The sequence below is a fragment of the Variovorax raffinosi genome (genome assembly GCF_051216615.1).
GTDB lineage: Bacteria > Pseudomonadota > Gammaproteobacteria > Burkholderiales > Burkholderiaceae_C > Variovorax.
This window is the reverse complement of the sequence record NZ_JBPJZR010000021.1, coordinates 17,344-30,425: the sequence shown is the minus strand read 5'-3', so window position 1 is coordinate 30,425 and position 13,082 is coordinate 17,344. Positions and strand designations below refer to the sequence as shown.

The 13,082-nt window shown below is 67.4% G+C and carries 14 protein-coding genes; 5 read left to right on the top strand and 9 right to left on the bottom strand.

Features of this window, described 5'->3' with window-relative positions:
* The first annotated feature begins 29 nt into the window (after positions 1 to 29).
* Positions 30 to 488 carry a CopD family protein gene (locus ACSFB7_RS36005; RefSeq protein ID WP_435477122.1) on the top strand — a complete coding sequence of 153 codons (459 nt, stop codon included), beginning with the start codon at positions 30 to 32 and terminating at the stop codon, positions 486 to 488.
* Between the two features lie 414 nt (positions 489 to 902).
* On the opposite strand, the gene ACSFB7_RS36000 is transcribed toward ACSFB7_RS36005, so the two are convergent.
* From ACSFB7_RS36000 to ACSFB7_RS35990, 3 genes are read right to left on the bottom strand one after another with little or no spacing between them, the layout of a single operon-like run.
* Positions 903 to 1,331, bottom strand: coding sequence for a VOC family protein (locus ACSFB7_RS36000; protein WP_435477121.1), 429 nt, complete (start codon positions 1,329 to 1,331; stop codon positions 903 to 905).
* A gap of 10 nt (positions 1,332 to 1,341) precedes the next feature.
* Entirely contained in the window at positions 1,342 to 2,577 is a 1,236-nt protein-coding gene (locus tag ACSFB7_RS35995; RefSeq protein ID WP_435477120.1) for a CaiB/BaiF CoA transferase family protein, read from the bottom strand.
* Between the two features lie 5 nt (positions 2,578 to 2,582).
* Complete coding sequence (locus ACSFB7_RS35990) at positions 2,583 to 3,782, bottom strand: acyl-CoA dehydrogenase (RefSeq protein WP_124464046.1); 1,200 nt, start codon at positions 3,780 to 3,782, stop codon at positions 2,583 to 2,585.
* Between the two features lie 185 nt (positions 3,783 to 3,967).
* Here ACSFB7_RS35990 and ACSFB7_RS35985 point away from each other — a divergent pair, with 185 nt between their 5' ends.
* On the top strand, positions 3,968 to 4,870 hold the full coding sequence (locus ACSFB7_RS35985) for a LysR substrate-binding domain-containing protein (protein WP_435477119.1): 903 nt from the start codon (positions 3,968 to 3,970) through the stop codon (positions 4,868 to 4,870).
* A gap of 17 nt (positions 4,871 to 4,887) precedes the next feature.
* On the opposite strand, the gene ACSFB7_RS35980 is transcribed toward ACSFB7_RS35985, so the two are convergent.
* Genes ACSFB7_RS35980 through ACSFB7_RS35965 form a run of 4 tightly spaced genes read right to left on the bottom strand, consistent with a single transcriptional unit; the run spans position 4,888 to position 7,359 of the window.
* Complete coding sequence (locus ACSFB7_RS35980; RefSeq protein ID WP_435477118.1) at positions 4,888 to 5,691, bottom strand: 2-keto-4-pentenoate hydratase; 804 nt, start codon at positions 5,689 to 5,691, stop codon at positions 4,888 to 4,890.
* Between the two features lie 5 nt (positions 5,692 to 5,696).
* Positions 5,697 to 6,200 (bottom strand): GFA family protein, encoded by a 504-nt coding sequence (locus tag ACSFB7_RS35975; protein WP_435477117.1) that lies wholly within the window; start codon positions 6,198 to 6,200, stop codon positions 5,697 to 5,699.
* Entirely contained in the window at positions 6,197 to 7,015 is an 819-nt protein-coding gene (locus tag ACSFB7_RS35970; RefSeq protein ID WP_435477116.1) for a zeta toxin family protein, read from the bottom strand. Before ACSFB7_RS35970 ends, ACSFB7_RS35975 begins: the two co-directional genes overlap by 4 nt.
* Positions 7,012 to 7,359 carry a hypothetical protein gene (locus ACSFB7_RS35965; RefSeq protein ID WP_261803612.1) on the bottom strand — a complete coding sequence of 116 codons (348 nt, stop codon included), beginning with the start codon at positions 7,357 to 7,359 and terminating at the stop codon, positions 7,012 to 7,014. The genes ACSFB7_RS35970 and ACSFB7_RS35965 overlap by 4 nt, the downstream gene beginning before the upstream one ends.
* Positions 7,360 to 7,365: 6 nt before the next feature.
* On the opposite strand from ACSFB7_RS35965, the gene ACSFB7_RS35960 reads away from it, so the two are divergent.
* The 3 genes from ACSFB7_RS35960 (at position 7,366) to ACSFB7_RS35950 (ending at position 10,568) form a co-directional block, all read left to right on the top strand.
* Positions 7,366 to 8,181 carry a 2OG-Fe(II) oxygenase gene (locus ACSFB7_RS35960; RefSeq protein ID WP_435477115.1) on the top strand — a complete coding sequence of 272 codons (816 nt, stop codon included), beginning with the start codon at positions 7,366 to 7,368 and terminating at the stop codon, positions 8,179 to 8,181.
* Positions 8,182 to 8,202: 21 nt separating this feature from the next.
* Positions 8,203 to 8,436: a hypothetical protein gene (locus ACSFB7_RS35955; protein WP_435477114.1), complete on the top strand. Its 234-nt coding sequence runs from the start codon at positions 8,203 to 8,205 to the stop codon at positions 8,434 to 8,436.
* A 173-nt stretch (positions 8,437 to 8,609) separates the two neighbouring features.
* Positions 8,610 to 10,568 (top strand): adenylate/guanylate cyclase domain-containing protein, encoded by a 1,959-nt coding sequence (locus ACSFB7_RS35950; protein WP_435477113.1) that lies wholly within the window; start codon positions 8,610 to 8,612, stop codon positions 10,566 to 10,568.
* Positions 10,569 to 10,574: 6 nt separating this feature from the next.
* Here ACSFB7_RS35950 and ACSFB7_RS35945 read toward each other — a convergent pair whose 3' ends face one another.
* Together ACSFB7_RS35945 and ACSFB7_RS35940 are read right to left on the bottom strand one after the other, a co-directional pair.
* Positions 10,575 to 11,027: a YbaY family lipoprotein gene (locus ACSFB7_RS35945; protein ID WP_435477112.1), complete on the bottom strand. Its 453-nt coding sequence runs from the start codon at positions 11,025 to 11,027 to the stop codon at positions 10,575 to 10,577.
* 7 nt (positions 11,028 to 11,034) lie between these two features.
* A complete protein-coding gene (locus tag ACSFB7_RS35940; RefSeq protein WP_435477111.1) occupies positions 11,035 to 13,029 on the bottom strand; it encodes an acetoacetate--CoA ligase in 1,995 nt (664 codons plus the stop codon).
* Positions 13,030 to 13,082 lie beyond the last annotated feature (53 nt).

Genomic DNA, 13,082 nt, shown 5'->3' with positions numbered 1-13,082 from the left:
CGGGCCTTTCGGTGTTCTGATCGACCCCCATGTCCTACGTCATTCCGCTTTTCATTCATCTGCTGTGCGCCGCCTTCTGGGTCGGCGGCATGGCGACCATGCATTTCGCGGTGCGCCCCGCCGCCGTCGCCACGCTGGAGCCGCCCTTTCGCCTGCGCATGATGACCGCGACGCTGCGGCGCTTTTTTATAGGCGTGGACGCGTCCGTCACGCTGCTGTTTTTGAGCGGCGTGGGAATGATCATGGCGACCGGCGGCTTTCGCTCGGTGCACTGGCGCGTCGAAGCGATGATGAGCATCGCGATCGTGATGGCGGCCATTTATGTCTACATCCGCGCCTCGGTGTTCAAGGCGCTGCGGCGCGCGGTGGAAGAAAGCGCCTGGCCCAAGGCGGCTTCGCTGCTCAACACGGTGCGCCAGTTGGTGAGCATGAACCTCGTGCTGGGCGTGGTGGTGTTCGGGGTGGCGATCATCGGACGGGCCGGTTGAGCCCCGTCACCCCGGCCTACCTCACGAAACGGTAGTCGAGGTGCGTCACCAGTTTCGCGTCGAGCGAGATGCCGAGGTCGAAGAAGACCTTGCTGCTCATACGACGTGTTCCTGTGCTGGGCCGACTGGCGTTGCTGTTCGGGGTGCGTGCGAATGACACCAGGTGCTCCCCTCCGCGAATGTCCCCCGCTTCGCTCCTCCTTTATTTCGCTGCGGGGAGCACCTGGTGCCATTCGCACATGGACACGCTCTGCGTTTGCGGCTGATCAACGACCGCTCTGAGCGCTCACGTCGATACGGGGCTCTTTTTCGCGAAATAAAGGAGGAGCGAAGCGGGGGACATTCGCGAAAAAGAGCACCGTGTCGGCGTGAGCGTCGCCCTGAAAGAACAACTACAGCGCTCGAAACGCGAACTCAGCCAGCCGGCCCCTTGAGTTCTACGCTGTTGCCGTCCGGATCGGTGATGTACATCGAAGGACCGTTGCCTTCAGCGCCGAAGTTGTTCTGCACCTCGCCATGCACAGGCACGCCGTGCTGCGCCAACAACGCGCGAATCGCGGCCTCGTCGAAAGGCTCGACACGCAAGCAGAGGTGATCGACATTGCGGCCTTCTGCACCTGCGAGTGCGCCGCCCTGCTTTCCCAACGGCCCATCGGGCGTGATCAGATCAATCAGGCTCGACCCCGCGCGCAGGTGCACAAGCCCCAGGTCCTCGCGACGCTTCTCGACTTCGCAGCCCAGCACGTCGCGGTAGAAAGCGATCGCGCGTTCGATGTCCTTCACGCGCAGCACGACATGGTCGATGCGCAACACCGAGAACGGCGGGCGCATCGGGCTTGTCATGTCGGCCTCTTCAGATCACGCCGGCCGAACGCAGCGCGTCGAAACGTGCGGCGTCGATGCCCATTTCCGCCAGCACCTCTTGCGTGTGCTGTCCGAGGGCCGGCGGCGCATGGCGCAGCACGGGTGGCGTGGCCGTCAGGCGCAACGGGCTCGCCACGCCGGTGATGCTGGCGATGCCGTCGCCCGCATCGCGCGGCAGCGTCACCGCCAGGCCGCGCGACTTGACCTGCGCGTCGTCGAAGGCCTGCGCGATGTCGTTGATCGGACCGCAGGGCACGGCCTTGTCTTCGAGCAGCGTGACCCATGCGGCGGTGTTGCGCGTGCGCGTGACCTCCTGCATCAGGGGGATCAGCACTTCGCGGTGCTTCACGCGCAGCGTGTTGGTTGCAAAGCGCGCATCGGCGGCCCACTCGGCGTGGCCGGCCGCTTCGCAAAAACGCGCGAACTGGCCGTTGTTGCCGATGGCCAGCAGCATCGAGCCGTCCTGTGTCTGGAAGTCCTGGTACGGCGCCAGGCTCGGATGGCTGTTGCCCTGGCGCTGCGGCGCCTTGCCGGTGTTGAGGAACGCGCTCGCCTGGTTGGCAAGGATGGCCATGCCCACGTCGAGCAGCGCCATGTCGATGTGCTGGCCTTCGCCGGTGCGGTCGCGCACCTGCAGCGCGGCAAGGATCGCGGTGCTCGCATAAACGCCGGTGAACAGGTCGGTCAGCGCCACGCCCACGCGCAGCGGGCCGCCGCCGGGCACGTCGTCGGGGCGGCCGGTGATGCTCATCATGCCGGTCATGGCCTGGATCATCAGGTCGTAGCCCGCGCGCTCGGCATACGGGCCGTCGTGGCCGAAACCGGTCACGCTGCAATAGATGAGGCGTGGGTTGGCCGCGCGCAGGCTCTCGTGGTCGAGGCCGTATTGCTTCAGGCCACCGGTCTTGAAGTTCTCCACCACGATGTCGGCCTGCGCCGCCATCTGCTTCAACAGCGCCTGCCCCTCGGGCGTGGCCATGTCGATGGTGACCGAGCGCTTGTTGCGGTTGCAGGCGGTGAAGTAGCTGGCCTGGTCGGTGTCGTTGCCGTTCGCGTCCTTGATGAACGGCGGGCCCCAGGTGCGGGTGTCGTCGCCCACGCCGGGGCGCTCGATCTTGACGACGTCGGCGCCCAGGTCCGCAAGGATCTGCGTACACCAAGGGCCCGCGAGCACGCGGGACAGATCGAGGACCTTGATGCCGTCGAGTGCTGCGGGCTTGGTCATTCGGCTCAGTTCGCGAACGCTGCGATGCCGGTGATGGCGCGGCCCAGGATCAGCGCGTGGATGTCGTGCGTGCCTTCGTAGGTGTTGACCACTTCCAGGTTCACCAGGTGGCGTGCCACGCCGAACTCGTCGCTGATGCCGTTGCCGCCCATCATGTCGCGCGCCAGGCGGGCGATGTCCAGGGCCTTGCCGCAGTTGTTGCGCTTCATGATCGAGGTGATCTCGACCGAGGCCGTGCCTTCGTCCTTCATGCGGCCCAGGCGCAGGCTGCCTTGCAGGCCCAGCGTGATCTCGGTCTGCATGTCGGCCAGCTTCTTCTGGATGAGCTGGTTGGCGGCGAGCGGGCGGCCGAACTGCTTGCGGTCGAGCGTGTACTGGCGGGCGCGGTGCCAGCAGTCTTCGGCGGCACCCAGAGCACCCCACGAGATGCCGTAGCGGGCGCTGTTCAGGCAGGTGAACGGGCCCTTGAGGCCTTGCACTTCAGGGAATGCGTTTTCTTCGGGGCAGAACACGCCGTCCATCACGATCTCGCCGGTGATGCTGGCGCGCAGGCCCACCTTGCCGTGGATCGCGGGGGCGCTCAGGCCCTTCATGCCCTTCTCGAGCACGAAGCCACGGATCGGGCCGACCGTGCCGCTTTCGCTGACTTCCTTGGCCCACACCACGAACACGTCGGCGATGGGCGAGTTGCTGATCCACATCTTGGCGCCGCTGAGCGAGTAGCCGCCCGGCACCTTCTTGGCACGCGTGACCATGCTGCCGGGGTCGGAGCCGTGGTCGGGTTCGGTCAGGCCGAAGCAGCCGATCCATTCGCCGGTAGCCAGCTTGGGCAGGTACTTCTGCTTTTGCGCTTCGGTGCCGAATTCGAAGATCGGCACCATCACCAGCGAGCTTTGCACGCTGGCCATCGAGCGGTAGCCCGAATCGACGCGCTCGACTTCGCGGGCGATCAGGCCGTAGGCCACGTAGTTGAGGCCGGGGCCGCCGTACTGCTCGGGGATCGTCGGGCCGAGCAGGCCGAGCGCGCCCATTTCGCGAAAGATGGCGGGGTCGGTTTCACCGCTGCGAAAGCCCTCGATGACGCGGGGCGCCAGGCGCTCCTGGCAGTAGGCATTGGCCGCGTCGCGGATCATGCGTTCTTCGTCGGTCAGTTGCTGGTCGAGAAGAAGGGGATCGTCCCAGTGGAATTGCGCTTTGGCGGCCATGTGCTGTCTCCGGAAAGAGGGGAAAAAGAGAAAAGAGGGGGATGGCCTCGATCCTAGCCACGCGAGGGGACGGGTGCAAACGATGAATCCTCACCCAGATATGCGTTCGTAGAATGTCTTGCAAGATGTTCGAGCCGTTCTTTCATTGGTAAGGCCGCTCCTCCATACATACACCCGAGGCATACATGCGCCGCAAGATCCCACCCCTGCAAACCCTCGTGTGCTTCGACGCCGCCGCGCGCCACGAGAGCTACACCCGCGCCGCGCAGGAACTGGCCCTCACCCAAAGCGCGGTGTCGCGCCAGATCGGCACGCTCGAAGCCTTCCTGGGCGTGGCGCTATTTCGCCGCACGCGGCACGGCGTGGCGCTCACCGCGAGCGGCGCGGCCTATGCACGGCAGATCACCAAGCGGCTCGAAGCGATGGAGCGCGACACGCTCGACGCGATGGCGCACCAGGGCGAAGGCGGCTCGCTGTCGCTGGCGGCCGTGCCCACCTTCGCCACGCGCTGGCTGATGCCGCGCCTGAAAAGCTTCGCGGCGCTGCAGCCCGACGTGGTGGTGCACATCGAGACGCGCACGCGCCCCTTTCTTTTCGCCGATGCGGAGTTCGATGCCGCGCTTTATGCCGGCACGCCCGCGCAGGTCGAGAACTGGGCGGGCACGCGCGCACTGCTGCTGATGCATGAAGACGTGGTGCCCGTGTGCAGCCCGTCGCTGCTGCCGCGCGGCAAAGCCGTGGCACCCGCCGCCATCGCGAAGATGCCGCTGCTGCAGCAAAGCACGCGGCCCGATGGCTGGCGCCAGTGGTTCGATGCGCAGCAGATCGATGCGCCCAATGCGCGCGGCGGCCCGCGCTACGAGCTGTTTTCGATATTGGCCGCCGCCGCCTCGCACGGCCTGGGCGTGGCGCTGATGCCGACGATGCTGGTGGCCGACGAACTGGCGCGCGGCGAACTGGTCGTTGCATGCCCACGGCCGCTGTCAGGCGAGCGCAACTACTACCTGGTGACACCGGAGCGCGCCGACCAGCGGCCGCTGCTGAAGTTCTTCAGCGACTGGCTACTCGAACAGGCGCGGCAGGGCTGACGCCGCGCGAGCTGACGCTAGCGCAGCGTGATGCCAAGCGAATCGAACGGCGCGTCGAACTCCGCGCGCCAGGACTGGCCCGCCTCCAGCGGCCAGGCATCGGTCCATGTGCCGGTGGTGATCACGTCGCCGGGCATCAGCGCCGGCGCGCCGGGGCAGCGCTGCAGTTCCTGGTTGAAGTGGTGCAAGGCGTGCAACGGACCGTCGAGCACGTTGACGCCCTGGCCTTCGTCGATCAGCGCATCGCCACGGTAGAGCCGCACGCGCGTGCGGCCGAGCAGTTCGTCCAGCGCCTGGGCGCTGGTGGCGAAGTGGCCGACCGGCGTCTCGCGTCCGACCAGCAGGCGCGCATGCAGCCCGCCGTCGGCCACGGTGTCGGCGGCGCTGAACTTCCAGCCGGGCAGGTGCGACTGCACGATCTCGAAGCCCGGTGCGAGCCAGGCGATGCAGCCGAAGAGGTCTTCGAGCGTGGCGTCGCGCGGCGGTGTCGCGGCCATGCCGAACACGATTTCGGGCTCCAGCCGCGGCTGGCAGAGCTTGTTCAGGCTCACCTCGCTGGTGCCACCACCGCTGCTGCGCGTGAGCGTCGTGTTCCACACGGTGCCCCAGACGGGCGCGTAGACCTCGTAGCGGGGCCAGATCGTGCGGTTGGTAAAGCCGATCTTGTAGCCGGCGGGATGCTCGCCGCGAGCGGTGCGCAGCGCGCGCAAGGCCAGCGCCTGCTGGTAGGCGGCGTCGATATCCGGGGCAATCGGGAGCGCGCGATCGGCGGGCCACAGGAGCCCCTGGTCGTAGTGGTCGAGAACGGCTTGGGGTGTCATGTGCGTCAGTCCTTCGCGGGCCGGGCGCCTTCCCGGGCATAGGCTTCGATCAGTGCGGGAAAGGCGTCCATCGCGGGCAAGGCACCGAAGCTGTGCTTCGCGGACGTCGTGGCCCAGGGCAGCTTCTCGTCGGTCCAGGTTTCGACGAAAGGCTCGACCCATTGGTGCCGATCGAGCATCGACGGCCGCAGGTTGACGAAGTAGTCCATGCCTTCGGTGCGCGTGAACATCCAGCTCTTGCAGTGCGGGCAGAAGAAATGGTGCGAAGCATCGCCGTGCAGCCCGCCGATGACGGGCTCGCCCGACACCACCTCGAAGCCCTGCGCGGGGATGGCGAGCGAGAGCGAGAAGGCACTCGCGCTCATGGTCTGGCAGCCGGTGCAATGGCACGCCATCGACAGCAGCGGCGGCGCGGTGATGCGCAGGCGCACCTGGCCGCAGCGGCAGCCGCCGGACCAGGGGAGTTGCCAGCCGTCGGCTGGATCGGGGGATGCGTTCGAGGTGCTCATGGGGTGCTCTTGTCCTTTTGCTGTTGCGGCGGCACTGCTGTCTTCTTCGGCCGCGAGGCGCGCCGCGGCCTGAACGGGCCCGCCACCTTCTCCAGCCACGGATCGCACACGGCCCGCAGTCCGGGGTCGACCTTGAACTGCGGATCGCGTGCGTCGAAAAGAATCGATCGCTTCGCCTGCGCCCGCACCAGCGCGAAAGCGTCTTTTTCGGAGCGGCTGTTGTCGAACATCAGCGTCATGTTGGCGATCTGCGCCGCATGCCCCACCGCCGCCTGCGTGCGGGGGAAGCGCTCGACGAGCTTCTTGCGATCCACGTCGTGCCCACCCTGCTGCTTGCGCGTGCTCACGCGAAAGACGGACATGTCCACCGAGATCAGGCCGACGAACAGCAGCACGACGAAGTAGCCCGCTTCCTGCATCGCGCGGATGTCGTCGGCCTTCGATTCATGGCCGCCGCCGGGCAACGGCTTCCAGTGAGAGAACACCGTCTCGAATGCGAAGGGCATGCGCTGGTCCATCACGAGGCTCTTGAAGGCGCGCACGCCTTCCTGCGACAGGACCTGCCACTTCTCGTCGTCATCGCGCAGACGCTGCGCCCACACGGGGATGCGCCCCGTGCGGTGGTCGGCGTCGGGCAGGATGGACATCATCATCCGGTCCGCATTGATCAGCGGCATCTGCAGCGAAGCCGCCAGCCGCGAATACCAGAGGGTGGATTTTCCGGAGCCGTTGTGGCCGGCCAGGACAAAGGCCACCGGACGCGGGCCTTGCGTCTGCGCCAGCAGCTTGTCGAGCTTCGGCGGACGGCGGCTCACGCCTTGCTCGCGCGGAACCTGCCTTCGACCAGCCGGCCGACGACCTTGGTGCCGTCGGCCGCCTCGCGCACGACCTGGGTGGGGTCTTGCGGGTAGGCGTAGTAGGCGAATATCTTGGCCGCGTTGGGGCCGCGAAAAACGACCGCCCTGTCGATGCCGGGCTTGTTGAGCGCGCGGGCCGCCTTCTTCAGCAGCACCGTCGTGTTGTCCTCGGGCCGAACGACAGCGCGGGGCGCCTTGCCGACCTTGACCAGTTCCATGCCGCGCCCCAGCGTCGCCACCGATCGGCCCTGGACCAGTTGCCCTTTCGAGCTTTCGCGCGCGGTGGTTTTTGCTTGTGCCATGGTCGAATGATCGCTCAAAACAGCCGATGGGATGGAGGCGCCCGGGAGCATCCCGAAACCCGCGTCCGGAAACGGCGAGCCGCACATGCGCGAAGACGGGACACTGCGGCCATGACGTCCCCCGCTTCCCACATCGAGGCCCTCGACTGGCCCCGCATCGAGACCGACCTGGCCACCCGCGGCTGCGCCGCCACCGGCCCGCTGTTCACGCCGAAGGAATGCGCCGCGCTGGCCGCGATGTACGACCAGCCCAAGCACTTTCGCAGCCGCGTGGTCATGCAGCGCCACGGCTTCGGACAGGGCGAGTACCAGTACTTCGCGAACCCGCTGCCGCCTGCGCTCGCCGAATGGCGCAGCGCGTTGTACGAGCGGCTCGCGCCGCTGGCCAACGCCTGGGCGGCGGCGATGGGCCAGCCGGCCGACTTTCCGCCGGACCATGCCGCGTACCTCGCTCGCTGCCACGCGGCGGGCCAGTTGCGCCCCACCCCGCTGCTGCTGCGCTACGACGAGGGCGACTACAACTGCCTGCACCAGGACCTGTACGGCGATCTGCAGTTTCCGCTGCAGCTCACCGTGCTGCTGAGCGATCCGCGCGAAGACTTCACGGGCGGCGAGTTCGTGCTGACCGAGCAGCGCCCGCGCATGCAGTCGCGCGCGGAAGTGGTGTCGCTGGCGCAGGGCGAGGCAGTGATCTTCGCGGTCAACCAGCGGCCGGTGGCCGGCACGCGGGGCACCTACCGCGTGACGATGCGCCATGGCGTGAGCCGCCTGCGCTCGGGGCGGCGGCACACGCTGGGCATCATCTTTCACGATGCGCGCTGAACGCCGGCGTCGGAAGACGGCTTGAGCGCGCCACGCTGGCGCGGCATCCGGGCGCTGATCGAGGTTGCGCTCGAACACCCCTTCGAGCGGCCGCAACTGGCGGCTGCGCTCGATTACTCCGAACGCGAGCTGCCCCTGAGCCCCACGCTGCAGTTGCACCGGCAGGCGCTGCGCATGCGCGTGGAGCGGGCGGCGCTGGGGTACCTGGGCCGTCGGCCGGCGTCAAGCCTTTCGCGCCGGTCTAGACAGGCTTGAGCCTCCGTTCGGCCGCGCAATACCGCACACAAAGCCGAAGTCGAGCGAAAATCGCGCCCGCATCCGGCGCACACCAGGATCTCCGACAACAACGATCGGGGCCGTGAGCTCACCGGATGCCGACCCGCAGCCGTACCGCTGCGGGTGTGATCGAGTGGTCGTCAGGGAGCTGTATGAACATGAACTCGTCCGGGAAGCCGGGTGTGGCGGGAGAGCCGCCGTTTGAATTTGCCGCCACGGCGGCATCGTCACCCCACACGGCGCCTGCCGCGCCACCCGGGCGATCTCGTCGCTTCAGGGTGGACGTGGGCACCATCGTCAGTGCCGTGGCCCTGGCCCAGTCGCTGCTGCTGGTCTCGCTGGGCTACTGGGGCTCGCAGCGGCTGGTGTCCCGCATCGGGGTCTCCGCGCACAAGGCCAACCACGACCGCACCGAAGACAAGGTACTGGCCTTCCTCAAGAAGGCCGAGTCGGTCGTCGATGCGGTGGCCAGCGCCCCCAGCCTGCAACCCGCGGGCGACCATGTCGACAGAACGTCGGAGCTTCTGTGGACGCTGCTGGAGCAGTCGCCTGAACTCGACAGCATCTACGTGACCAACGAAACAGGCCAGATGCTGATGGCCCTGCGCTACCCCGCGCCCGCCATGCGGCACATCGCGCGCGGCCCCGGCTTCACCACCGAGACCTGGCAATACAAGCTGCCGCTGGAGGCCGAGTCCGACGTGCAGAACCGCTATGCCACGCAGCGCGTGGAGGCCTACCGCAGCGACTACGACCCGACAAAGCGCAGCTGGTATCTGCAGGCCCGCACGGCGCAAGGCCCGGTGTGGACCAAGCCCTATGTGTTCGCCGCCGCACAGGAGCTGGGCGTGACCTACGCGCTGCCCAGCCGTCGCCGCTATGCCGAAGGCAGCTCGCAGGCGCTGGTGGTGGCCGGTGATGTGTCGCTGGGCCGGCTGTCGGAGTTCGTGCGCCTTTTCAGCAGCGACGGTTGCGGCGACAGCGCATTGCTGAGCGCCGATTTCCAGGTGCTCGCGCGCAGCGACATGCCCGGCGTTCTGCATACCCTGGGGCCGCCTTCTGGCGTGCTCGGCGCGCTGCACGAGCACATGGTGGCCACGGGCACGGCGGGCAGCGGCACCGACACGGCCTTCGGGTTCGCCTATGAAGGCCGGCGCTACCTGGTGCAGACCTCGCAGATACCAACCACCGGCTGGCAACTGGTGAGCTGGGTCCCCGAAGACATGCTGCTGGGCGGGCTGCGGCGCGCCGTGCTGTGGTCGCTGCTGCTGGCGCTGGCGTTCCTGGGGCTGGCGCTGTACCTGTCGCTGAAGCTGTCGAAGCTGGTGACGTCGCCGGTGGAGAACCTCTCGCACATCGCGCGCCGCATCGGCATGCTGGAGCTGGACAACCTGCCGCGCGAACCCAGCCGCGTGCTCGAAATCCAGCACCTGGACCAGGCACTGGACGAGTCGGCGCGCAGCCTGAAGGCCTTCAGCAAGTTCGTGCCGGTGGACGTGATCAACCAGCTCGTCGCCGAAGGGCATGCGCTCGCGCCGAGCGGGTCGCCACGGCGCATCACCGTGATGTTCACCGACGTGGAGGGCTTCACCTCGATCTCGGAGTCGCTGGAGACCGACGTGCTGGTCGGCATGCTCACCGAGTACTTCAACCTGGCGGCGGGCGTGTTCGCGCGGCACGGCGGCGTCATCGACAAGTTCATCGGCGACGGCATCATGGTGCTGTGGGGTGCGCCCGCGGACCTGAAGGACGCGGAGTACAAGGCCTGCCTTGCCGCGCTCGAGCTCCATGTGGAAATGAGCGAACTCAACCGCAAGTGGCTTGCCAGTGGCCTGCCCGAATTTCGCACGCGCGTCGGCATGCACACGGGCGTGGTGGTCGCAGGAATTCTTGGGTCGAACGACCGGCTTTCCTACACCGCGTTCGGCGACGTGGTGAACGTGGCCAGCCGCATCGAAGGCATCAACAAGCAACTGGGCACGCAGATGCTGATGTCGGAAGTCACCTTCGAGGGGCTGAAGGGCCGGCTGTGCACGCGGCGCATCGAAGAGCTGGTAGAGCTGCGCGGCCGGCAGACGCGCATGGTGCTCTACGAGCTGAAAACTTCCTAGAAACCGTCAGCGAGGCGCTTGCGTGACGCGCACGAGCATCAGGTTGGCGGTGTTGCCGTTGCCTTGCGTGAGCACCGAGTACTGCGTGTCGTTGATGAACAGCAACTGGTCGCCGCGCGAGATGCGCGCCGACACCGCGTAGCGCATGCGCGGGTCGATGCGCGCGGGGTCCACGGTCAGCTCATAGGCCAGGGGCGGCTGCTTGCCGTTGGCCTTGAAGCGCTGCTCGGCCAGGGTCACCGAAGGTGCGTCCATGCGCGACACGTCGAGCAGTTGCACCACGACCTCGGCCGTGGGGTCGAGCGCAATGCGCTCGCGGTAGGCCACCGTGCCGGTCACGCGCAGCGGCGCGGCGCCACCACCCGATGGCGATGGTGTGGACGAAGGCGATGCGCAGGCGCTCAACAAGGAGGCGCCGACAACGGCGGAAATCATCAGGAGGCTGGTGCGTCTTTTCATGCGCCCATTATGCGGAGGCACGCTGCGCAGCGAAAGCCACATACCAATCCAGGCTTCCGGGGTTTGCCATGGCCTCGCGATTGACCACCTTCTCGATCGGCTGGCCCAGCAGCAGCTTCTTGATCGGCAGTTCCTGCTTCTTGCCCGAGAGCGTGCGCGGAATCTCGGCCACCTGGAAGATGTCGTTGGGCACGAAGCGCGGCGACAGCGAGGTCTTGATCGCGTTGTTCAGGCGCGCGCGCATCGCGTCGTCGAGCGCCACGCCGGGGCGCAGCACCACGAACAGCGGCATGTAGCTGTCGCGGCCCAGGTATTCGAGATCGACCACCATCGAGTCGAGCACTTCGGGCAGGCCCTCGACCGCGCTGTAGATCTCGCTGGTGCCCATGCGCAGGCCCTGGCGGTTGATGGTGGCGTCGCTGCGACCGTAGATGATGCAGCCGCCGTCTTCGCCGATCCTGATCCAGTCGCCGTGTCGCCACACGCCGGGGTAGGTGTCGAAGTAGCTCGACAGGTAGCGCGCATTGCCCTCGTCGCCCCAGAAGTACAGCGGCATCGACGGAATGGCCTGGGTGCACACCAGCTCGCCGACTTCGCCGATGACGGGCTGGCCCTGCTCGTTCCAGGCCTCGACCGCGTGGCCGAGTTCGCGGCACTGCATCTGGCCCGGCACTTCGGGCAGGTCGCGGTTGCCGCCGACAAAGGCACCGCAGAAGTCGGTGCCGCCGGAGATGTTGCACCACCACACCTCCTTCGAGCCGGCGGACAGGATCTGTTGCGAGCCCCAGCGTTGCACTTCTTCGGGCAGCGGCGATCCGGTGCTGCCGAGCGCACGCACGCGCGAGAGATCGCCGCAGTCCTTCGCGACAAGACCTGCCTTCATGCAGTTGGTGAAGTAGGCCGCGCCCGCGCCGAAGAAGGTGACCTTGTGCCGCGCGACAAAGCGCCACAGCACGCTCCAGTCGGGCTTCTCCTTGCTTCCCGCCGGGTTGCCGTCGTAGATGCAGATGGTGGCGCCGAAGGCCATGCCCGAGAGCTGCGAGTTCCACATCACCCAGCCGGTGGAGCTGTACCAGTGGTAGCGCTCGCCGAAGTTGTTGGCGCCGTAGCTTGCGCCCACGTCGTTGTGCAGGCCGCAGGCATGCATGGTGAGGATGATGCCGCCCTGCCCGTGCACGATGGGCTTGGGCAGGCCGGTGGTGCCGCTCGAATAGACGATCCAGATCGGGTGGTCGAAGGGCAGCCACTCGGGCTCGAAGGCGGCGACCTCTGCATCGTCACGCGCAATGGCCTGCGTCCACTCGACATCGTGCGGCACCGCGCTCGCGGCGAACGGCGACTTCACGAGCAGCAGCTTCCGCACGCTGGGCAGCTGGCCGCGCAGCTCCTGCAGCACCGCGCTGCGGTCGAGCGGCTTGCCGCCGTAGTGCACGCCGTCGACGGCGATCAGCACCTTGGGCTCGATCTGGCGGAAGCGGTCGGTGACGGCGGCGGTGCCCATGTCGGGCGCGCACACGCTCCAGATCGCGCCGATGCTGGAGCACGCGAGAAAGGCCACCATGGTCTCGGGCACGTTGGGCATGTAGGCCGCGACGCGGTCGCCGCGCTGCACGCCGAGCGACTTGAGCGTGAGCGCCACGGCGGCCACCTGGCGGCGCAGCTCGGGCCACGACAGCTCGCGCACTTCGCCGAGTTCGTTGTCGCTCACGATGGCCGGCATGCCGGCGGCATGGGCCGCATCGGCGTGGCGCAGCACCTCGCGCGCGTAGTTGACCTGGGCACCGGGGAACCAGCGCGCGGTGGGCATGCGCGGCTGCGCGAGCACGGCGGTGTGCGGTGTCGGCGAGTGCAGGCCGGCGTAGTCCCAGATGCTCTGCCAGAAGGCATCGAGCTCGGTGGTGGACCAGCGCCACAGCGCGTCGTAGCTGTCGAACGAGAGGCCGCGTGTCTCGCGCAGCCAGTTTTGATAGAGACGGATCTGGGGGATGTTGGGGGCGGACATGCCCCAAGCGTAGCGCTGCGAACGACCGTGCTCAATGAGGGTTGACCTCAGGG

What these genes read in the sequence shown, in the direction of transcription:
- ACSFB7_RS36005 (WP_435477122.1), top strand. Translation starts at nt 30, where the DNA reads ATGTCCTACGTCATTCCGCTTTTCATTCATCTGCTGTGCGCCGCCTTC.
- ACSFB7_RS36000 (WP_435477121.1), bottom strand. Translation starts at nt 1,331, where the DNA reads ATGACAAGCCCGATGCGCCCGCCGTTCTCGGTGTTGCGCATCGACCAT.
- ACSFB7_RS35995 (WP_435477120.1), bottom strand. Translation starts at nt 2,577, where the DNA reads ATGACCAAGCCCGCAGCACTCGACGGCATCAAGGTCCTCGATCTGTCC.
- ACSFB7_RS35990 (WP_124464046.1), bottom strand. Translation starts at nt 3,782, where the DNA reads ATGGCCGCCAAAGCGCAATTCCACTGGGACGATCCCCTTCTTCTCGAC.
- ACSFB7_RS35985 (WP_435477119.1), top strand. Translation starts at nt 3,968, where the DNA reads ATGCGCCGCAAGATCCCACCCCTGCAAACCCTCGTGTGCTTCGACGCC.
- ACSFB7_RS35980 (WP_435477118.1), bottom strand. Translation starts at nt 5,691, where the DNA reads ATGACACCCCAAGCCGTTCTCGACCACTACGACCAGGGGCTCCTGTGG.
- ACSFB7_RS35975 (WP_435477117.1), bottom strand. Translation starts at nt 6,200, where the DNA reads ATGAGCACCTCGAACGCATCCCCCGATCCAGCCGACGGCTGGCAACTC.
- ACSFB7_RS35965 (WP_261803612.1), bottom strand. Translation starts at nt 7,359, where the DNA reads ATGGCACAAGCAAAAACCACCGCGCGCGAAAGCTCGAAAGGGCAACTG.
- ACSFB7_RS35960 (WP_435477115.1), top strand. Translation starts at nt 7,366, where the DNA reads ATGATCGCTCAAAACAGCCGATGGGATGGAGGCGCCCGGGAGCATCCC.
- ACSFB7_RS35950 (WP_435477113.1), top strand. Translation starts at nt 8,610, where the DNA reads ATGAACATGAACTCGTCCGGGAAGCCGGGTGTGGCGGGAGAGCCGCCG.
- ACSFB7_RS35945 (WP_435477112.1), bottom strand. Translation starts at nt 11,027, where the DNA reads ATGAAAAGACGCACCAGCCTCCTGATGATTTCCGCCGTTGTCGGCGCC.
- ACSFB7_RS35940 (WP_435477111.1), bottom strand. Translation starts at nt 13,029, where the DNA reads ATGTCCGCCCCCAACATCCCCCAGATCCGTCTCTATCAAAACTGGCTG.